At 56.9% G+C, this 18,732-nt stretch carries 16 protein-coding genes; all 16 read right to left on the reverse strand.

Features of this window, described 5'->3' with window-relative positions; translation table 11 throughout:
• Positions 1–394 precede the first annotated feature (394 nt).
• The 16 genes from tyrS to infC all read right to left on the reverse strand — a co-directional run bounded on the left by tyrS (position 395) and on the right by infC (position 18,539).
• Entirely contained in the window at positions 395–1,699 is a 1,305-nt protein-coding gene (tyrS, locus tag O3649_RS06675; protein WP_005507143.1) for a tyrosine--tRNA ligase, read from the reverse strand.
• Positions 1,700–1,857: 158 nt separating this feature from the next.
• Entirely contained in the window at positions 1,858–4,152 is a 2,295-nt protein-coding gene (locus O3649_RS06680) for an AAA family ATPase (protein ID WP_371573424.1), read from the reverse strand.
• A 203-nt stretch (positions 4,153–4,355) separates the two neighbouring features.
• The gene (locus tag O3649_RS06685) at positions 4,356–4,931 is read right to left on the reverse strand and encodes an adenine phosphoribosyltransferase (RefSeq protein WP_371573426.1); all 576 of its coding nucleotides are present in this window, start codon (positions 4,929–4,931) and stop codon (positions 4,356–4,358) included.
• A 134-nt stretch (positions 4,932–5,065) separates the two neighbouring features.
• The gene (locus O3649_RS06690; RefSeq protein WP_371573428.1) at positions 5,066–6,688 is read right to left on the reverse strand and encodes an AMP-binding protein; all 1,623 of its coding nucleotides are present in this window, start codon (positions 6,686–6,688) and stop codon (positions 5,066–5,068) included.
• A gap of 152 nt (positions 6,689–6,840) precedes the next feature.
• Complete coding sequence (locus O3649_RS06695) at positions 6,841–7,326, reverse strand: arginine repressor (RefSeq protein WP_005507137.1); 486 nt, start codon at positions 7,324–7,326, stop codon at positions 6,841–6,843.
• A 399-nt stretch (positions 7,327–7,725) separates the two neighbouring features.
• Positions 7,726–8,508, reverse strand: coding sequence for a hypothetical protein (locus O3649_RS06700; protein ID WP_371573430.1), 783 nt, complete (start codon positions 8,506–8,508; stop codon positions 7,726–7,728).
• A 192-nt stretch (positions 8,509–8,700) separates the two neighbouring features.
• The gene (gene pheT / locus O3649_RS06705) at positions 8,701–11,271 is read right to left on the reverse strand and encodes a phenylalanine--tRNA ligase subunit beta (protein WP_371573432.1); all 2,571 of its coding nucleotides are present in this window, start codon (positions 11,269–11,271) and stop codon (positions 8,701–8,703) included.
• Between the two features lie 3 nt (positions 11,272–11,274).
• The gene (pheS, locus tag O3649_RS06710) at positions 11,275–12,402 is read right to left on the reverse strand and encodes a phenylalanine--tRNA ligase subunit alpha (RefSeq protein WP_049328035.1); all 1,128 of its coding nucleotides are present in this window, start codon (positions 12,400–12,402) and stop codon (positions 11,275–11,277) included.
• A gap of 237 nt (positions 12,403–12,639) precedes the next feature.
• Positions 12,640–13,161, reverse strand: coding sequence for a hypothetical protein (locus O3649_RS06715; protein ID WP_049338512.1), 522 nt, complete (start codon positions 13,159–13,161; stop codon positions 12,640–12,642).
• A gap of 313 nt (positions 13,162–13,474) precedes the next feature.
• Complete coding sequence (locus O3649_RS06720; protein ID WP_371573435.1) at positions 13,475–13,957, reverse strand: (deoxy)nucleoside triphosphate pyrophosphohydrolase; 483 nt, start codon at positions 13,955–13,957, stop codon at positions 13,475–13,477.
• Between the two features lie 16 nt (positions 13,958–13,973).
• Positions 13,974–14,789 (reverse strand): DUF421 domain-containing protein, encoded by an 816-nt coding sequence (locus tag O3649_RS06725; protein ID WP_070678465.1) that lies wholly within the window; start codon positions 14,787–14,789, stop codon positions 13,974–13,976.
• An 18-nt stretch (positions 14,790–14,807) separates the two neighbouring features.
• A complete protein-coding gene (locus O3649_RS06730) occupies positions 14,808–15,728 on the reverse strand; it encodes a cation diffusion facilitator family transporter (RefSeq protein WP_005507873.1) in 921 nt (306 codons plus the stop codon).
• A gap of 101 nt (positions 15,729–15,829) precedes the next feature.
• Entirely contained in the window at positions 15,830–16,741 is a 912-nt protein-coding gene (locus tag O3649_RS06735) for a TrmH family RNA methyltransferase (protein ID WP_371573520.1), read from the reverse strand.
• Between the two features lie 209 nt (positions 16,742–16,950).
• Positions 16,951–17,331 (reverse strand): 50S ribosomal protein L20, encoded by a 381-nt coding sequence (gene rplT, locus O3649_RS06740; RefSeq protein WP_005507127.1) that lies wholly within the window; start codon positions 17,329–17,331, stop codon positions 16,951–16,953.
• Positions 17,332–17,445: 114 nt separating this feature from the next.
• Positions 17,446–17,640 carry a 50S ribosomal protein L35 gene (gene rpmI / locus O3649_RS06745; RefSeq protein WP_004006287.1) on the reverse strand — a complete coding sequence of 65 codons (195 nt, stop codon included), beginning with the start codon at positions 17,638–17,640 and terminating at the stop codon, positions 17,446–17,448.
• A 197-nt stretch (positions 17,641–17,837) separates the two neighbouring features.
• A complete protein-coding gene (gene infC, locus O3649_RS06750; RefSeq protein WP_005507875.1) occupies positions 17,838–18,539 on the reverse strand; it encodes a translation initiation factor IF-3 in 702 nt (233 codons plus the stop codon).
• Positions 18,540–18,732: the final 193 nt, after the last annotated feature.

Consider the following 18,732-nt stretch of genomic DNA (forward strand, 5'->3'; position numbering starts at 1 on the left):
GACCACAAGTGGGGCCTTGAAAGGGTCCCAAACACCCTTCCAGGCACTAAAGTGCCTAGTCAGAGTGTTTTAAGGGTGGCAAAAAATCTTCAAAAAACTTTTAGAAACCTCAAAAATCTGCGAATTCCCCTCTCGGGAGCCCCAAAACAGGGTTGAAAGACACCCAAAGCCCTCGTCAACAAAGACAAACCAAGAGAACCCAGAGCCAGAGGGCAGCAGAGCGATACAAGAAGAGCCCCTCCTGACGGAGGGGCTCTGTATATAGGGAATGTATATAGGGAACAGAAAAGGAGGGGCATCCCCCACCGAACATTCAGTACCGAACACTCAGTACTAAACACTCAGCAGAGAAGAACCCCTCCCCCTCTATATGTATAGAGAAAGTCAGAAAAGACTAGACAAGCTCTACAGCGCCCTGGTTCTTCTTGCCACGGCGAACCATCGCAAAACGACCGTGCAGCAGATCATCCTTAGAAATCGCTGCGTCCTCGCCCTGAACCTTCACGCCGTTCACCGAAGCGCCGCCCTCCTTCAGAATGCGACGAGCCTCAGAGTTAGACTTCGCAAAGCCCAGCTCAGTCAGAACAGAAATCATGTCCAGACGATCCTCGGACAGCTTAGCCGAAGGAAGCTCAGCAACCACAGACTCCAAGGTAGCCTCATCCAGAGCAGCGAAATCGCCCTTACCAAACAAAGCCTCCGAAGCAGCCACAGCCTGATCAGTAGCCTCAGTACCGTGAACCAGCGAAGTCACCAGGTACGCCAGAGTCTTCTGAGCCTCACGCTTAAACGGCTCCTTCTCAACCTTCTCCGCAAACTCAGCAATCTCAGCACGAGTCAAGAAAGTGAACACCTTCAGGCGATCCAGCACATCCGCATCCGCAGTGTTCAGCCAGAACTGGTAGAAAGCGTACGGCGAGCACATCTGCGGGTTCAGCCAAATAGCGTTACCCTCGCTCTTACCGAACTTAGTGCCATCAGAGTTAGTAATCAGCGGAGTACCAATAGCGTGAACGCTCTTACCCTCCACCTTACGAATCAGCTCAGTACCGCTCGTCAGGTTACCCCACTGATCAGAACCACCGGTCTGCAGAGTACAACCGAAACGACGGTTCAGCTCCAGGAAGTCCAGGCCCTGCAGAATCTGGTACGAGAACTCGGTGTACGAAATACCCTCATCAGAGTTCAGGCGCTTCGCAACAATCTCCTTCTTCACCATGGTGCCCACGCGGAAATGCTTACCAACATCGCGCAGCAGCTGCAGAGCAGACATCTGACCGCTCCAGTCCAGGTTATTCACCATACGAGCAGCATTCTCACCCTCGAAAGAGAGGAAACGCTCGATCTGAGCACGCAGAGACTTAACCCACTCAGCAACAACCTCAGGAGAGTTCAGCACACGCTCAGACGTCTGACGCGGATCACCAATCAAACCGGTGAAACCACCCACCAGACCCAGCGGCTTGTGACCAGCCAGCTGCAGACGACGCATCACCAGCAGCTGCACCAAGTGACCCAGGTGCAAAGAAGCCGCAGTCGGATCATAACCCGTATAGAAAGTCAGGCTCTCCTCGCTCAGCGCCTTCTCCAGAGCAGCCTCATCAGTGCTCACGTGCACCAGACCGCGCCACTTCAGCTCCTGCCAAATATTCTCGAAGGTATCGTCATTATGCTGCGCGTTGAGGATCTCGGCAGACATGCTTCTCCCATTCACAAGGTAACAACGCCCGAAGGCGCTCGAACAAAATATGTAACAAGCCTAGCACCGCACCAGCCCAAACGCTCAGAAAAACCCAAGCGAGCGCCCAAACCGGTACGGCACCGGCTCAAAGAAATAACAAGAAAGGTACTACAGAGCTACAGACCCGCGGGCATCCGCGAACCCACCATGTGCAGGCGCTGAGTCGGACGAGTCATCGACACGTACAAATCACCCACAGCACCATCAGCATCATCAATCAGCTGCTGCGGCTCAACAATCACCACAACATCAAACTCCAGGCCCTTCGCCTCCCACGGAGTCAGAACCAGCACCTGATTCTCCAACGCAGTCTGCGCGGTACCCGTACGATCGGCATGAGCACGAGCCACAGCCTGAGCCGTCTGAACATACAGGCTCGGCGGGCACACCACACCAATCAGAGCACCACCCGAATGAGCGACCTCCTCGCTGACCACAGCCACGGTCTGCTCCACAACAGACTCGGAGGCAACCTCATGAACCAGCGGAGGCCACTGGCCCTCACGCACCGCACGAGGCGCAGACACCTCATAACCAGCAGCCTGAGCAACCGACACAGCCGCCTCAGCAATCTGAGCCGGAGTACGGTAATTAATCGTCAGCTCCTCCAGAGTGAAACGCTCACCCACAAACGGCTCCAACGCCTGCGACCACGAGGAAGCAGCCGCAGCAGAAGACGCCTGAGCAATATCGCCCACAATCGTGAACGACTTCATCGGGCAACGACGCATCAGCAAGCGCCACTGCATAGGTGAAAGCTCCTGAGCCTCATCCACCACAATATGGCCATACGCCCACGTACGATCAGCCGACGCCGCAGCCGCAGCAGTCATACGCTCGCCACGAACCTCATTCATCATCGCAATCTGCTCAGGAGTAATCACGCCATCAGCACCAATATCCTCCAGCGACTGGTGAACATTCTCCAAAGCCTTCGCCGCATTCTCAAGGTTCGCGCGATGCTCCGCCGCAGCACGAGCCGCAGCAGCCGCACCGGTCACCTTCGAAAAATCACCCAAAAGCTCAGCAGCCTCATCCAACAGAGGAACATCAGCCTCAGTGAAGGGGGCATCCGCCGGGCGAGCCAACAGCTCACGCTCAGCCTTCGACAACTCACGAGTCGCAGACTCCAGATAGTGCGGCTTCGAAAACAGCGAGCGCAACAGAGTCTCCGGCGACAGCGGCATCCACGCCAGGTTCAAGGCACGGCGCACATCCATCGAAGCACGCACATCATCCTGCAGATACGGACGCTCCACCACACGACCCGCCGCACGGTTCAGCTGATCATCCAGCTTCGCGGTCAGCTCCTTCAACAGAATCTTCACGAACGTCTCACGAGCCTCATTATGCGGCTTGCCCGTCGAACGAGCACGAGAACGAGCCGAACGAACCACCTCCGGAGTCAGCTCAACATCAGTACCCTCAACATTCAGACGCTGAACCTGAGCCGGCACCTTCTGACGATCCGCCACCGCACGCTTAATAACCTTCACCATGCGCAAATCGCCCTTCAACGCGGCAACCGCGCGGTCCTTCTCAGGCACAGCACGCAGACCCGGGTACAGGGTCGCCAACGAAGCCATCACCACGCCGGTCTCACCCAGCGAAGGAAGCACACGCTCGATATACCACATGAACGAATTCGACGGACCAACCACCAGCACGCCAGCCTTCGACAGGCGCTCACGGTTCGTGTACAGCAGGTACGCCGCACGATGCAGCGCCACAGCAGTCTTACCGGTACCCGGGCCACCCTGCACAACACGCATACCCGGCAGCTCCGAGCGGATAATCGCATCCTGCTCAGCCTGAATCGTCGCCACAATATCGCCCATGCGGCCGGTACGCTTCTTATTCAACGCCGCCAACAGAGCACCCTCACCGTGGAGGGTGTCCTCATCCTGCAGCATCTCCGAATCGAAGACCTCATCCTCAATATTTACGACAGTGCGGCCCTCAAGCATCAGGTGACGGCGGCGGCGCACACCCATCGGGTGGAAAGCAGTCGCCTGATAGAAGGTACCCGCCTCCGGGGCACGCCAGTCCATCAGCAGACGCTGCTGATTGCTATCCGTAATACCAATACGACCGATATAACGCACCGCATCAGCGCCCTCACGGTCCATATCCAGTCGGCCAAACGTCAGACGAGAATCCACAGCATTCAGCTGCGCCAAACGATCCTCATAGTGAGTAGCAAAAGAGTCACGCTCCGAACGGTTCTGATGACCGCCCACCGCCTGATTCTTACGCACAGCAGCCAGCTTCTCAGCCGTCTCATCACGGAGCTCATCCAGGCGAGCATACACGCGAGCAACATACTCACGCTCCGCAGCCATCTGCTCAGCAAACAGCTTCTCAGCCGCCGAAGAATCAGCAGACTGCTGGGGTAAAGATTCAGATGACACGTAAGCTCCTTAAACCTATGGTGTCTCAAAGACAGGATGCGATAGGCACCCAAAAATACGGGTCACTATTTTACAGGACAGGCTCCGAAGGGCAGAAATATTACCCCCACAGAAAAGTGCCCCACCGGCTCAACCGGCGGGGCACCCCTCATCAATATCGGCTACACACGCCCAACCGGCGGCAAGCCTCAAACTCTATAAAACTACTTCGACGGTAGCGGGTACTCAGGCACCAGGCTCAGCGTCTCAAGACGGTAACCGTCCAGCGCCTCACGACCGCCCAGACCATCCAGCTCCAGAAGAGCGCCAACGCCGGCAACCTTCAGGTTCGCGCGCTCCACCAGCTTCGCGGCAGCCACCAAGGTACCGCCAGTCGCCAGCAGATCATCCAGCAGAAGAACACGAGTGCCCGGCGCGAAATCATTACAGTGAATCTCAATCGCCGCGCTACCGTACTCCAGCGCGTACTCCTCACGGTACGTCTCACGCGGAAGCTTACCCGCCTTACGAACCGTCATAATGCCGGTGCCGGTAGCGTACGCGAGCGCAGAAGCCAGCAAGAAACCGCGAGCCTCAACACCAGCCACCACATCAAACTGCCCCTCAAAACGAGTAGCCAGCTCATCAATGCACGCCTTGAACACCTCAGCATTAGCGAAGAGAGTGGTCACATCGTAAAAGAGGATACCCTCATGCGGGTAATTCGGAATCGTAGCGCAAGCAGCCGGAATCAACTGCTCAATAGGGGTTCGCGAAGCCTCAGAAGCGGGAACGCTCATGCTCTCTCTTTCGTGAAGGGGATAGCCCCGGAAAAACGCCCGGGAACAATAACGCGGTAGAAGCCGCCTACAAAATTCTACCCCCCTTCACCCGCGGTTGTCCTCAGATGAGCGACAAGAACCATCTGCCGGGATTAGCCCCGCTGAATCACAACCCGCAAGTCACGCTTAAGAATCTTGCCGGTCGGCCCCAGCGGCATGCTCTCCACCATCACGTAGCGGCGAGGATACTTATACGCCGCCAAACGAGTACGCGCCAACGCATTCAACTCCGCCTGCAGCACGCCCTCATCAGCACCCGGACGCGGCATCACCACGGCAACAATCTCCTCACCCACACGCTCATCCGGCACGCCCAACACAGCTACCGACTGCACCTGCTCATGGGTATAGAGAACATCCTCAATCTCACGCGGATACACCGAATAGCCGTTACGCAGAACCATGTCCTTAATACGGTCCACAATAAAAATATTGCCCTGCTCATCCACGCGCGCAACATCGCCGGTCGCAAACCACTCGCCATCAAAAACCTCAGCAGTAGCCGCAGGATTATTCCAGTAGCCAGCCATCACATTCTCGCCGCGTACCCACAGCTGACCGCTCACACCCGGCGCACACTCGGAACCCTGCGGACAACGGACCTGTACCTGCACGCCCGGCAGAACACGACCCACCGAACCGAGCACCATGCCAAACTCCGCCTGGTTAAACGAAACCACCGGCGAAGTCTCACTCAAACCGTAGCCCTCATACACCGGGCACTCAATCAGCGTTTTCAACGCAGAATGCACCGGCGCAGGTAGCGGCGAACCACCCGAAATACCGAAGCGGATGCGACCACGCAGCGAGCGCGCACGCTCAGGCTCAGCCTCCAGCGCCGCCGCCAACGACACATACATGCTCGGGACCGCAGCCAGCACCGACACCCCGGCACGCTCCATCAGATTCAGCGCGTCATCAGGGGTAAAACGCGGCAGCAAAGCCACCGTAGCCGACGCCGCAAACGCCGCGTTCATCGACACCGTCTGACCAAACGCATGGAACAGCGGAAGACCACCAAAAATGACATCCTCAGCGGTGAAACCAAAAACGCTCACGCAGCTACGAGCATTCGAGAGGATATTCGCGTGAGTCAGCGTCGCGCCCTTAGGTTTGCCCGTCGTACCCGAAGTGTAGAGAATAATCGCCGGATCACTCGCCGCCACCGGGACAGGCTCCAGAACAGTAGCCGACGGAACAGCATCCGACAGCGCGCTATCGGCAGGCGCATCAAAAGGAGCCACCGGTGAGCCCTCTCCCCCGGTGAAAATCTCGCAACGAACCGAACCGTTCTTCACCGGCACCGTCGAGGTTGCCTCCGACGCCAGGCGAGTACCCGCAAAAGCAAAAAGCACCTTCGCCCCGCTATCGCGCAGATGATACTCCAGCTCAGCACCCGACAACAGCGGATTCAACGGAACACAAATCGCACCCGCAGCCACAATGCCGTAATACAACGCCGGCATCAACGCCACATTCGGCATAGACAACGCCACACGGTCACCACGCTCAACACCGAGCGCCGCCACATGACGCTGAACCTGCGCAGCCGCAGATGCCAACTGCGCGTAGCTCACCACCTGCATATCAGCAGAGTCAGAAGCCGGAATCGCCAAAGCCGCCTTAGCCCCAGAATCGGAAGCAGAACCGGAACCAGAAGCAGCCTCCGTCAAAAGGTAGGCAATATTGTTCGCTGAATCGTGCATTTCAGACATGATAGAAAACTCTCACCACAGAAAAATCGGTATATCTAGAAAAAGAGAAGCCGAGCTAGAAGCCAACAAAAGAGCCCGAAGACAGCAGAAGGGCGTACCTTCAACCGCTCCCCCGAAACATCAGAAGAACAGCGCAAGATACGCCCCAACTACTACTGAGCAGCAGACCAATCCAAGAAGCTCTCGGCAAGCGCAGCCCCACCATTGGGGTCACGAGTAATCACTATTACCGTATCGTCACCGGCAATAGTGCCCATAATCGCTTCAAGACCGCCCTGATCAATAGACGAAGCCAAGAACTGCGCAGCACCCGGAGGAGTACGCAGAACCGTAATATTCGCCGACCCCTCAGCGGTAATCAGCAGCTCCTTGAACAGGGAAATCATACGGGCATCAGGTGCAGTACCGCCGCCGCGACGAGCAGGGTAATTCGGCACAGCATAAATCAAGCCGGCACCTTCATCACGGATGCGCTCAGCGCCAATTTCAACAAGATCACGGGAAAGGGTCGCCTGAGTAACCTTCATACCATCATCGGTCAGGTACTGCGCCAGTTCAGCCTGGGAGCGGACACGTCGGGTCTGCAACAATTCAACGATGCGTGCCTGACGCGCGATCTTGGTCGAGGGGAAAGGCATAATATCTCTTCTTCCTACGGTGCCAATCACGAATTCAGAACGGAGCTGCCCAACGGTGGTGCAGCGCAACATTCTTTACTACCCAAGATAATACATATGCACATAAATATGCGCATCAAATATGGATTATTCCAAGATATGGGGGAATTTTCAGGGTTTATCTCACCAGCTGTCACACAAAACGCCGCGAATGTAGCGTGTATCTACACATTCGGGCGCATAACCTCGCAATGAATGCATAGCGTGCAAGAACATTGTGGGCTGGCGCGTTGCGCCGGTCAAGAGACCTTCCGGTAGGCGAGCGCGAAAAAGGAGCCCGCCTCCAGCAACACAACGTGCGCCGGAAACAGGCTCCTCAACAAAACGTCAACCGGTCAATCCTCAAGATTCGAAAAACGCCTAGCGCTCATCCTCCACCAGACCATCCAGGTCCTCATACTCGACATCGCGCGAACGGCGGTTCAGCCACACAGCAAAACCCAGACCCAGCAGAAGCACCAGCACCGCACCAACAATACTTGCGATACCGGCAAAACGCTCAGCATTCACGCTGTCCTCAGTCACAGGCTTCAACGTGCCCTTCTCAGCAGTGTAGACGACCTCAAGAGTGCCGCCCTTCTCCACCAACAGGCCATCCACCTCACGCGGGAACTCCGAGGGAACATCACCAGTCTGCGAACCACGGAACTCAATCGGAGCACCCGAAGTCACCTGATACTTATCCTTCAGGTTCGACACATACGTCTTACCATTCAGCGCGTCATCAGCCGGCAAGTTGCCCTTATAACGAGCAACATTACCCTTCGTAATCAGGTCAGGAGTCAAATCCTGGTAGGTACCCTGAATGACCCAGCTCCTACCGGCATACTCGGCGTTATTATTCACCGACGCAAAAGCACGGACACCCGCAATAGCCAAAACAATGGAAAGAATAACCGCAACCGCCGCAGAAAGAACCGACAGCCAGTTTACGCCCGGGCGGTCATCCAGCTCTTCCTCACTCATCGCGAAAAGGGAGGAGTTCTCTTCCTCATCGTCGTAATCCTCGTACTCGTCGTACTCCTCATACTCAGAATCCTCGTACTGAGAATCACCGTACTCAGAATCCTCAAAGTAGGTTTCTTCGACCTCAGTAGACTGCGACAGCTCGTCCTGTTCGCGCGAGTTCTCTCGATTAGCCATTACTCTCTCCCTCACTTCATCTATCTTCTAGGGTACCCATAACCACATGAGTTCACCAAGGAAAGCGCTTATCAGCGCTTCATGAACACGCTAAACAGGTATACCCACCACGCAACGCCAAAAGCTACGGGGTGGGAGCCAACAACTCCCACCCCGTCAGCACTAGGCGTTACGCCATAGGGTTAGACCCGGTTAGACACGCGGTTCCGCACCCAGCTGCTCAACAGTCGCAGCCACAGCAGCCTCACGAGCAGCCGACGCCTCATCAGCAGTCAGCGTACGATCCGGTGCGCGGAAACGCAGAGCAAACGCCAAAGACTTCTTCGACTCATCAATACCGACACCGCGGTAATCATCAAAGACGCGGATGTCCTCCAGCAGCTCGCCAGCGCCCTCACGCAGAACACGCTCCACCTCAGAAGCAGGCAGATCGCGGTCCACCAGAAGCGCCACATCCTGAGTAGCAGCCGGGAAAGTCAGCACCGGAGTAGCCTGACGCGCATCAACACGACCAGCAAACAGCGCCGAGAAATCCAGCTCAAACGCGCAGGTACGCTCAGGCAGGTTCAGCTCCTGCAGAAGCTTCGGGTGCAGCTCACCAGCAAAACCAACACGCTCACCGGTTGCATTCAGAACCTCAGCCACACGGCCCGGGTGGAACGCAGTATGCACACCGTTACGCACCTGAATCTCAGCCGAAACAGCGTCAGCAACCAGACGCACAGCGTCCAGAGCGTCACGCCAATCGAAAGCGCGCGGAGCGGCACCCGGCATCGCCTCGTGCTCAGTACCTGCAAACAGACCAGCAACGAAAGTGGGCTGCTGCGGAATACCGGCATTCAAATCAGCCAGAACCTCATCCGAAGGACGAGCACCCAGCGGCGGAATAGACTCCGAACCCAGCTGCTCACCCGGAATGAACACGTGACCCGCCTCAAAAATAGCCAGGTTCTTGAAACCGCGAGACAGGTTACGCTTCAGAACCTCAACCAGGCCCGGCAACAGCGAACGACGCATCCAGCCCTCAGCCGAAGAAATCGGGTTCTCCAGGCGAACCGAAGGAACCTCAGTCACCGGGTTCTCAGGGGTGCTCACCCACGGAGCCGACCACAGGTTGTTCGCATCAGCCGACACGAAGGGGTACGCGAACACCTCAGTCAGACCCGAAGCCGCCAACGCATTCAGCGCACGACGCTTACCCGCCTGCTCCGGAGTGTAACCGCGACCCGCAGGAGCCACCGGCAGAGTCGAGGGGATGTTCTCGTAACCGTCAATACGTGCGATTTCCTCAGTCAGATCCTCCTTCGCACGCAGGTCAGTACGCCACGACGGGACAGTCACCGCGTAACCAGACTCGGTACGCTCCACCGAGCAACCAATCTCACGCAGGCAAGACTCAATCTGCTCCGGCGAGTAATCCACGCCAATACGACCAGCAGTGTAGTCAGCAGGCAGATCAATCACGACCGGCTCATAGCCGAGCGACACATCAGTAACACCCGGCTCAACCTGAGCACCAGCCAGCTCAACCAGCAGCTCAACCGCACGCTGAGCAGCCGCAGCCTGAATCTGCGGATCCACGCCACGCTCAAAACGCTTCGAGGACTCAGAAATCAGCTTGTGGCGGCGAGCAGTACGAGCCACCGACACCTCATCAAAACGAGCAGACTCCACCAGAATGCGGGTGGTCGAGTCAGTCACCTCAGTCGAGGCGCCACCCATCACACCGGCAAGACCAATCACGCCGGAATCATCAGCGATGACAATATCCTCGGGGTGCAGAGTACGCTCAACACCATCCAGGGTCACCAGCTTCTCGCCAGCAGCGGCGCGACGCACCACAATCTCACCCTGAACCTTGTCAGCATCGTAGAAGTGCAGTGGCTGACCGGTCTCCAGCATCACGTAGTTCGAAATATCCACCGGCAGCGACAGCGAGCGCACACCCGCCAGACGCAGACGCGAAGACATCCAGGTCGGAACCGGAGCATCCGCCTTCACGCCCGACACCTCACGCATCACGAAGCGAGTGCATGCGGGGTTACCGTGAATCGGGGCGTCATCACGCAGAACAACCGGGTGACCGGCGTCGTTAGCCTCCGGGGCGCGCTCGCCGTACGCCAGCACAAAATCCTCGAAGGAAGAACCGGTAGCGTGGCACCACTCGCGAGCAATACCGCGCAGAGAGAACGCGTAACCGCGGTCCGGGGTCACGTTCACCTCGGCAGCCTGATCGTACAGACCCAGCAGCTCCATCGCATCGGTGCCAAGCTCCGGGTCCAGGCCCAGGGTCGAAAGCACCAGGATGCCGCCGTGATCATCGCCAATACCTAGCTCACGAGTCGAAGCAATCATGCCAGCCGACTTGTGACCGTAAGTCTTACGGGCAGTAATCGCGAAACCACCGGGCAGAACAGCGCCGGGCAGGGTCACAACAACCTTGTCGCCGGGTACGAAATTGTGGGCACCACAAATAATGCCCTGAACACCGGAAGGCTCAATGCCCTTACCGGTCAGAGTCTGCTCCTGGCCCTCCGGAACCACACGCACCTGGCACCAGTTCACGGTCTTGCCGTTCGAATGGGTCTCCGGCTCCATAGAGAGCACCTGACCAACCACAATCGGGCCGGACAGCTCATCAGAGGGGCGGTGAACGTCTTCTTCTTCCAGGCCAACCTTCACCAGGGTCGCCATCAAATCTTCAGCCGAAGCATCCTCGGCTACAGGCACGAACTCGCGCAGCCATGACAGGGGTACACGCATAATTTAGATCTCCATCCCGAACTGCTCAGAGAAACGGATGTCGCCTTCAACCATGTCATGCATGTCAGCGACGTTGTTACGGAACATGAGGGTACGTTCAATACCCATACCGAAGGCGAAGCCCGAGTATTCCTCAGGATCAATACCCGCAGCACGCAGAACATTCGGGTTCACCATGCCGCAGCCGCCCCACTCAATCCACTGCGGGCCGCCCTTAGCGTTCGGGTGCCACAAATCCAGCTCAGCGGAAGGCTCAGTGAACGGGAAGAAGTTCGGGCGCAGGCGAATCTTAGCGTCCTCACCGAACATGGCGCGTGCCATGTACTCCAGGGTGCCCTTCAGATCAGCCATCGTCAGGCCCTTATCCACGGCAAGGCCCTCAATCTGGTGGAAGACCGGGGTGTGGGTCGCGTCCAGCTCATCGGTGCGGTACACCTGGCCCGGGCACACAATGTACAGCGGCAAATCACGCGAAAGAAGCGAGCGCATCTGCACCGGCGACGTGTGAGTGCGCAGCAGCAGGTGAGCGTTCTTCGGCTCAACGTAGAAAGTGTCCTGCATTTCGCGTGCCGGGTGATCCGGCTTAATGTTCAGAGCGTCAAAGTTGTACCACTCAGACTCCAGCTCCGGGCCGTCTGCAACCTCCCAGCCCATACCGACGAAAATATCAGTCAGGCGCTCCTGCATCAGAGCAATCGGGTGGCGGCCGCCCAGAGAACGGCGAGGCGAAGCAGCAGAAACGTCCACAGCTTCCTCAGCCAGGATGCGAGCCTCACGCTCAGCCTCCAGCTCAGCGGTACGAGCCTCAATAGCCTCAGTCAGGGCTGCACGAGCCTGACCCATCAGCTTACCCACCGGGCCCTTGTGCTGGTTCTGAAGATCACGCATCTGGCGGTTAGCGATGCTCATGATGCCCTTCTCACCGAAGAAGCTCAGGCGCACCTCCTTGAGGCTGTCAAAGTCCTTAGCCTTCTCGCGAATCTCCTGCTTGGCACGCTCACGCTCAGCCTCAAAAGCCTCACGGATAGCGTCCAAACCGTTCTCGGGGTTCTCCTCCAGAACCTGCGCAATGCGGGCGAGAACCTGAGCCGGGCCGTTAAGACCCTCGTGTTCCTGCACGGAATCGGTCATTGTCACTCTTCTCTGCATACCACCGGCACTATACCGGCTGGCTCGTTATACACCTTAGGTAGCACCGTCAGCTCTCCCCCGGCTGCCCGCACAGGGTGCGGAACAGGGGGAAGGCGACGGGCGCATATCCTATCCATTTTAGACCAGAGAAGGAAGCGTAAACAGCAGAACGCCCGGATAGTCCATCCGGGCGTTCTAGAGTATATCTTTTCAACAACAGGGTTGAAGAGGGTACTTCTACTTCAGAGCCTGCTTCACAGCCGGGTCAAAAGAAGCACGAATCCACAGCACGTTCGCAATGAACCATGCCGCGTACAGGGGCACGAAGCCGTAGCGCTGAGCGTCAATGACATTACCAATCAGAGACAGAATCGCCACGAACGCACCCAGAATTGCAAAAATCAGACCGACAGTCAGGCCCAGACGCTTGCCCTTCTGAATCGTGAAGTACACCCAAATGTACACAACCGCAGAAACAACCAGCAGGCCGATACCGCCTGCAACACCGAACTCCGGCAGACCCTTCAGCGGGGACAGGTTATCCGGCGCGAACGAGGAAATAACACCGTGGATCAAGCAGAGCAGCGCGGAGACAATCATAATCTCCTGCAGACGCAGAATCTTCGGGTGCTTGGTCGGCGAGTGGAACAGAATTCCGCGCGGCTCAGCGCCGCCTTCCTGAATATAAATAGCTTGAGTGTCCGAGGGAACCGCGTCGGAGCGGTAGGCGCCCGGATCAAACGGGGGTTGAGCAGTCATCATTGTCTCCCAATACGTATGTGATTTCTCCCTCAATACTACCCGCCTACCGATTGGTTTCCAAAGTATGTATCCGTGTCGAACCCATATATGACAAAATCCCCTCCCCAACAAATACACAAGTCAGAATCACCTGGCGCATAATTCACCCTCAAAATATGAATAAAGGCGGGACTCCCCACAGGGAATCCCGCCTTCAAACAGCGTCAAAAAAGATGTAGAAAATTTATCACACTACCGCTGCGAGTTTGTCACATAACGGTGACTTAGCCTCGTAACGAACTAGCGCAGAGCATTAGGTCAGACCTTGGGTCTACGCCTCACCAGTGCCAGTGTCCTGCAGCTGCTGCAGAAGAGCCACAACAATCGGCAAATCCGCCGGAATCCACGGCAAACCCAGCAAATCCTCACGAGCCTGCGCGTCATCCTTAGACTTCGGCAGCGGCATCCACCGCAGCGCGCTGTGATCTTCCAAAGTATCCGGAGTACCCGAAAGAATCTCCGCAAAGAACACGCGCATCGCCAGACGCTCGCTCAGACGCCAGCCCTGCGGGTACGCGCCGGGCACCTCAGCACCCAGACGGGCCTGCACGCCCAGCTCCTCCTTCAGCTCACGCACCAGCGCCTGCTCGCAGCTCTCCCCCGGCTCGACCTTACCGCCCGGGAACTCCCACATGCCGGCAACAGTCTGCGGCTCAGAACGCTGAGCCACCAGCATACGGGTCGGAGCCGCCAAAGAATCGACCACAGCGGCGCCAACCACCTGAACCTCAAACGAGGGCGACACTTCACTCATCTTTCTCTACCTTCTTCTACGCTTTAGAATCCTTCGTCGGATGCGCATCCTCAGCAGCGTGCTCCGCTACTTCCTTCTTAGCATCCTCAGTATCCTCCGGCTCAGGAGCTTCCTCCACGCCTTCCTGCCACTCTTCTTCCTTATCATTCATATTCGAGGCTTCTGCCACCTCACGGCGAATATTAGTGCCGTCATTCAGCAGAATCAGAAGGCGGTTACCGTTCTTGAACTCCATGAGGAAGACATCCTCAAGCTCGACCTCAGCGGCACGCAACTGTAGGTACACCCAATCCTCGGTCTTGTGCGCATCCGCGATATCGCGAGTGACCAAGCTACCCTTCACAATCAGAGCAAAGTTCGGCACACCGTCACCCTTACGGATCACGCTCAGCGCACCGTTCGGTTCAATCTGAGCGAACTCAATGTCTTCCAGGTCGTAAATACCCTGCGCACGAAGGTCAGCAATCAGGCGCATCGGATCAAGAACCACATCTGCCTGCTGGAAGCTCTTAATATCGATATCACCATCCGTAATGACCGGCACGCGCTGCTCACGCACCGCCATATGCAGAAAACGAATCTTCGTGGTCGCCACGTTCAGCAGCTGAATCATGCACAGCGTAAACACCATGTAGATGACAAAGTAGAACAGGCTAATCTGCTCGCTGTACAACACGCCACCGAACACACCACCGATGACAAAGTTACCGATGGTATCAATCGGGGTCTGGTTCCCCGCCTGAGAACGGTGAGTCAGACGCAGGTACACCAAAAGAATGATCAGGCCAACGAAAATCTTTAGCAAACGATAAACGATCATCTCAACGGTCATAACAAAAATCTCCTAGAACTAAGCCCGGAAAATATCCGGCTCCAAATAAATGATGCGTGCCGCAGGAACAGCCTCGCGAATACGAACCTCAGCCGCGTCAATCTCATCAGCCACCGCACGACCAGTGTCAGCATCATGAATGCGAATCTTTGCCGCCACCAGAATCTCCTCAGGACCCAAGTGCACGGTCTTAATGTGGATAATGCGCTCGCTATCGCCATCCTCAATCGCCGCGCGAATCTTCGCCAAATCCTCCGGAGAAGCAGCCTCACCCAAAATCAGGGACTTCATCTCCACCGCAAGGAACACAGCAATAAAGACCAGCAGCACACCAATAGCCAGGGTACCGAACGCATCCCACAGACCATTACCGGTCAACAGAGTCAGACCCACACCAAAGAGCGCAAAAATCAGACCCAGCAGCGCACCCGCATCCTCCAGCAGAAGCACCGGAAGCTCCGGGTTCTTCGAAGTACGCAAGAAACGCATCCAGCTCTGCTTGCCCTTCAGATCACGCGACTCCTTCACCGCCACGCGGAACGAATTACCCTCCAGCAGAATCGAACCCACCAGAACAGCCACCGGAACCCACTGCCACTCAGTAATACCGTGCGGGTCATGCAGCTTCTCATAACCCTCATACAGAGCGAACAAGCCACCCAGGGCAAAGATAATAATCGAAACAATAAACGCGTAAATATAGCGGTTACGGCCATAACCAAACGGGTGCTCCTCATCAGCCTGCTTCTGCGAAGCGCGACCGCCCAAAAGAAGCAGAAGCTGATTACCCGAGTCAGCCACCGAGTGAATAGCCTCCGCCAACATCGACGAAGAACGAGTCAGCGCAAAAGCCAAAAACTTCAGCACCGCAATACCCAGGTTCGCACCCAGCGCAGCAATAATCGCGCCCGAACCCGAATGACCAGAAGGAGCAGACATATTTTCCCTTTCTCAGCCCTAAACTAAAACTCTAAAACCTATGAGGCTAAGGCGGCCCGCCGCTATGCCACAGCCGCGAACCGCCCAAAACCTAGAAAAATCTAGCGAGAAACGCCGCGCTGAGCCATCGCCGAAGCATACAGGCACACAGCAGCAGCCGTACCCACATTCAAAGACTCAGCCGAACCATAGACAGGAACAGCCACGCGCATAGTGGCGGCCGCCTTCTCTTCAGCGTTCAGACCCTGAGCTTCATTCCCGAAAAGCCACATGGTCGGCTTCGAAAGATCAAAATTACCCTTCACGCCGGACGGGGCACTCGCCTCCACACCGGCACGACGAGCCGCGGTGTACTCACTCAGCTCCTGCAGATTCACCGCACCATAGCCGTCAGCAGCTAGCACAGCAGTACCCTGAGACTTCACATCCTCCGCGAAATCCTCCAGCTGCACGCCCTGAATAATCGGCACATGGAACAGCGAACCCGCAGTAGAACGCACCGTCTTCGGGTTATACAAATCCACCGAACCCTTAGTCGTAATCACCAAGTCAGCACCGGCCGCATCAGCCACACGAAGAATAGTGCCCGCATTACCCGGATCCTGCACACGAGACAGCACAGCAATCAACTTCGGGTTCAACGCGCCCTCACCCCACAGTAACGAGAACGACGCATCCACCATAAAGGAAACCGCAATAATACCCTGCGGGCTCACCGAATCAGCCATCGCCTCCAGCACCTCATCGGTCACCACACGCATAAAGACGCGGCGACCCTCCTCCGGGGTGGGAGTGCCGTACACCTGCTCCAGCAGCTCGGCAATATCCTCATGACGGTCAAAAGCCGCCTCCGTAACGTAAACAGCATCCAGAATCGGCTTCTTCAGATGCGCCTTCAACGCCTCACGCACAGCCTGCGGGCCTTCCACCAGGAACTGGCCCTTCTTCGTGCGGGTAGCGCGGGTACGCAGCTTCGCAATATCGCGCACACGATCTGCCTGCGGATTGGACATCACAACGGGGGTACTAATACGTTCAAAAAAGTTCACCCTTAAAGGGTACAGGCAAAGGCACACCCAAAAAACGCAGAACAGCCACAAGCACAACCCCCAGATACGCAGAAAGCGGCCGCCCACACTCAAAAGTGCAGACGGCCGCTCACGACGCTTAAGCATCCTACCCCGAACCTAGATCTTCGAGGTAAGAACACAACCTAGGCTAATTAAGCCTTGGGAGCCGAGGTGTCCTCGGGCAGGTTGTTCTTAGCAATCTCAACCAGTGCGTTGAAGGCAGCGGGCTCGTTAACAGCCAGCTCAGCCAGCATACGGCGGTCAACCTCAACACCAGCAGCCTTCAGACCCTGGATGAAGCGGTTGTAGGTCAGGCCCTGTGCGCGGGAAGCAGCGTTAATACGCTGAATCCACAGGCGACGGAAGTCACCCTTCTTCTTACGACGGTGGTCGTAGCTGTAAACCAGCGAGTGAGTGACCTGCTCCTTAGCCTTACGGTACAGGCGAGAACGCTGACCGCGGTAGCCGGATGCACGATCGAGAATAGTACGGCGCTTCTTGTGCGCGTTAACCGCGCGCTTCACACGTGCCACGTGTGTCTCCTTCGTCTTATGTCCTGAACAGCTCACATATCACGCTGAACAGGAGCGAGTCTTTAATCAGTGCGCACCACTATCGGTGCGCCAGGTGCAGAGAGTAAGCGTTGCTTACTTACCCAGCATCTTCTTGACAACCTTTGCCTGGCCGCCGGTAACGATCTGGTCAGAAGCCAGACGACGGGTCAGACGAGAGGACTTGTGCTCCAGGTAGTGGCGACGGTTCGCCTGCTGGCGCTTAACCTTGCCGCTACCGGTGAGCTTGAAGCGCTTCTTAGCACCAGAGTGGGTCTTCTGCTTCGGCATAGCTGCCGTTCTCCTTACATTCATCCCCCGCCACAACGGCGGGGTAGCTTAGTGGGGTTGAGCGATAGACGCATCAGCCCCAAGGACCAAAGGTGAGGCACCCCTAACGAGGTGCCTCGGAACCGGCACCGGGTGAACCCGCAACACCCACCCAACGGTGGAGGCGCGTGCCCATCCTAAAGTGACGACCCGGTTCCCTACTCGGCGGAAGCCTGTGCCTTCAACTCGGCAGGCATAGCGTCTGCCAAAGAATTAGTTACGGGCTTCGCCTTGGTCGTGTCAATACGCTCGCGACCCTTGCGACCGCCGGCGCCCTGCTCACGGCGAGCCTCTGCCTTACCGCGAAGCGGAGCCAGAACCATCACCATGTTGCGGCCATCCTGACGGGGGCGAGACTCAACGGTGCTCACCTCAGCCAGCTCAGCCGCCAGACGCTCCAGCAGACGCACACCCATCTCGGGGCGCTGCTGCTCACGACCACGGAACTGAATCATTGCCTTGACCTTGTCACCACCGGAAAGGAAACGACGAGCGTGTCCAACCTTGGTTTCGTAGTCGTGGGTATCAATCTTCAGGCGGAAACGGATCTCCTTCAGAACGGCATTAGCCTGCTTCTTGCGGGATTCACGAGCCTTGATTGCGGCTTCGTACTTGTACTTACCGTAATCCATGAGCTTGCACACGGGCGGCTTCGCGTTCGGGGCAACCTCGACCAGGTCGAGTTCGGCGTCCTCAGCCAGACGCAGAGCGTCCTTCAGAGGGACAACGCCTACCTGCTCGCCACCGGGACCGACAAGACGGACCTCGGGAACGCGGATACGATCGTTAATGCGTGGTTCGCTAATGACTAGCTCCTGTGCTCTGTGGGTTTCCCCGTGAATACTATCCGTTGCGGGCACTAAAAAAGCCCCCGCAGTTACACAAGCGGAGGCACAAACCAGCGTACGCCGAAAGCGGCGGACGAACCCGTTCACCTCAAAACTCGCAAACAAACGCCTGCGGCGGTCAACCGGGTGGGAGGCATGCTCCACTTGCAAACTGCCTACAACCATACCGCAGAATACCCGACAGAAGCAAGGAAATAGACGCAAA

This window comes from Rothia sp. 27098_8_29 (assembly GCF_041432785.1).
In the GTDB taxonomy this organism is placed as follows: Bacteria; Actinomycetota; Actinomycetes; order Actinomycetales; family Micrococcaceae; genus Rothia; species Rothia mucilaginosa.

Bases quoted from the DNA above. Each gene is read 5' to 3' on its own strand.
- O3649_RS06735 (WP_371573520.1), bottom strand. From the start codon at position 16,741: ATGTCCAATCCGCAGGCAGATCGTGTGCGCGATATTGCGAAGCTGCGT.
- O3649_RS06700 (WP_371573430.1), bottom strand. From the start codon at position 8,508: ATGGCTAATCGAGAGAACTCGCGCGAACAGGACGAGCTGTCGCAGTCT.
- tyrS (WP_005507143.1), bottom strand. From the start codon at position 1,699: ATGTCTGCCGAGATCCTCAACGCGCAGCATAATGACGATACCTTCGAG.
- O3649_RS06685 (WP_371573426.1), bottom strand. From the start codon at position 4,931: ATGAGCGTTCCCGCTTCTGAGGCTTCGCGAACCCCTATTGAGCAGTTG.
- O3649_RS06730 (WP_005507873.1), bottom strand. From the start codon at position 15,728: ATGTCTGCTCCTTCTGGTCATTCGGGTTCGGGCGCGATTATTGCTGCG.
- rpmI (WP_004006287.1), bottom strand. From the start codon at position 17,640: ATGCCGAAGCAGAAGACCCACTCTGGTGCTAAGAAGCGCTTCAAGCTC.
- pheT (WP_371573432.1), bottom strand. From the start codon at position 11,271: ATGCGTGTACCCCTGTCATGGCTGCGCGAGTTCGTGCCTGTAGCCGAG.
- O3649_RS06725 (WP_070678465.1), bottom strand. From the start codon at position 14,789: ATGACCGTTGAGATGATCGTTTATCGTTTGCTAAAGATTTTCGTTGGC.
- O3649_RS06720 (WP_371573435.1), bottom strand. From the start codon at position 13,957: ATGAGTGAAGTGTCGCCCTCGTTTGAGGTTCAGGTGGTTGGCGCCGCT.
- O3649_RS06695 (WP_005507137.1), bottom strand. From the start codon at position 7,326: ATGCCTTTCCCCTCGACCAAGATCGCGCGTCAGGCACGCATCGTTGAA.
- O3649_RS06690 (WP_371573428.1), bottom strand. From the start codon at position 6,688: ATGTCTGAAATGCACGATTCAGCGAACAATATTGCCTACCTTTTGACG.
- pheS (WP_049328035.1), bottom strand. From the start codon at position 12,402: ATGACCGATTCCGTGCAGGAACACGAGGGTCTTAACGGCCCGGCTCAG.
- O3649_RS06715 (WP_049338512.1), bottom strand. From the start codon at position 13,161: ATGACTGCTCAACCCCCGTTTGATCCGGGCGCCTACCGCTCCGACGCG.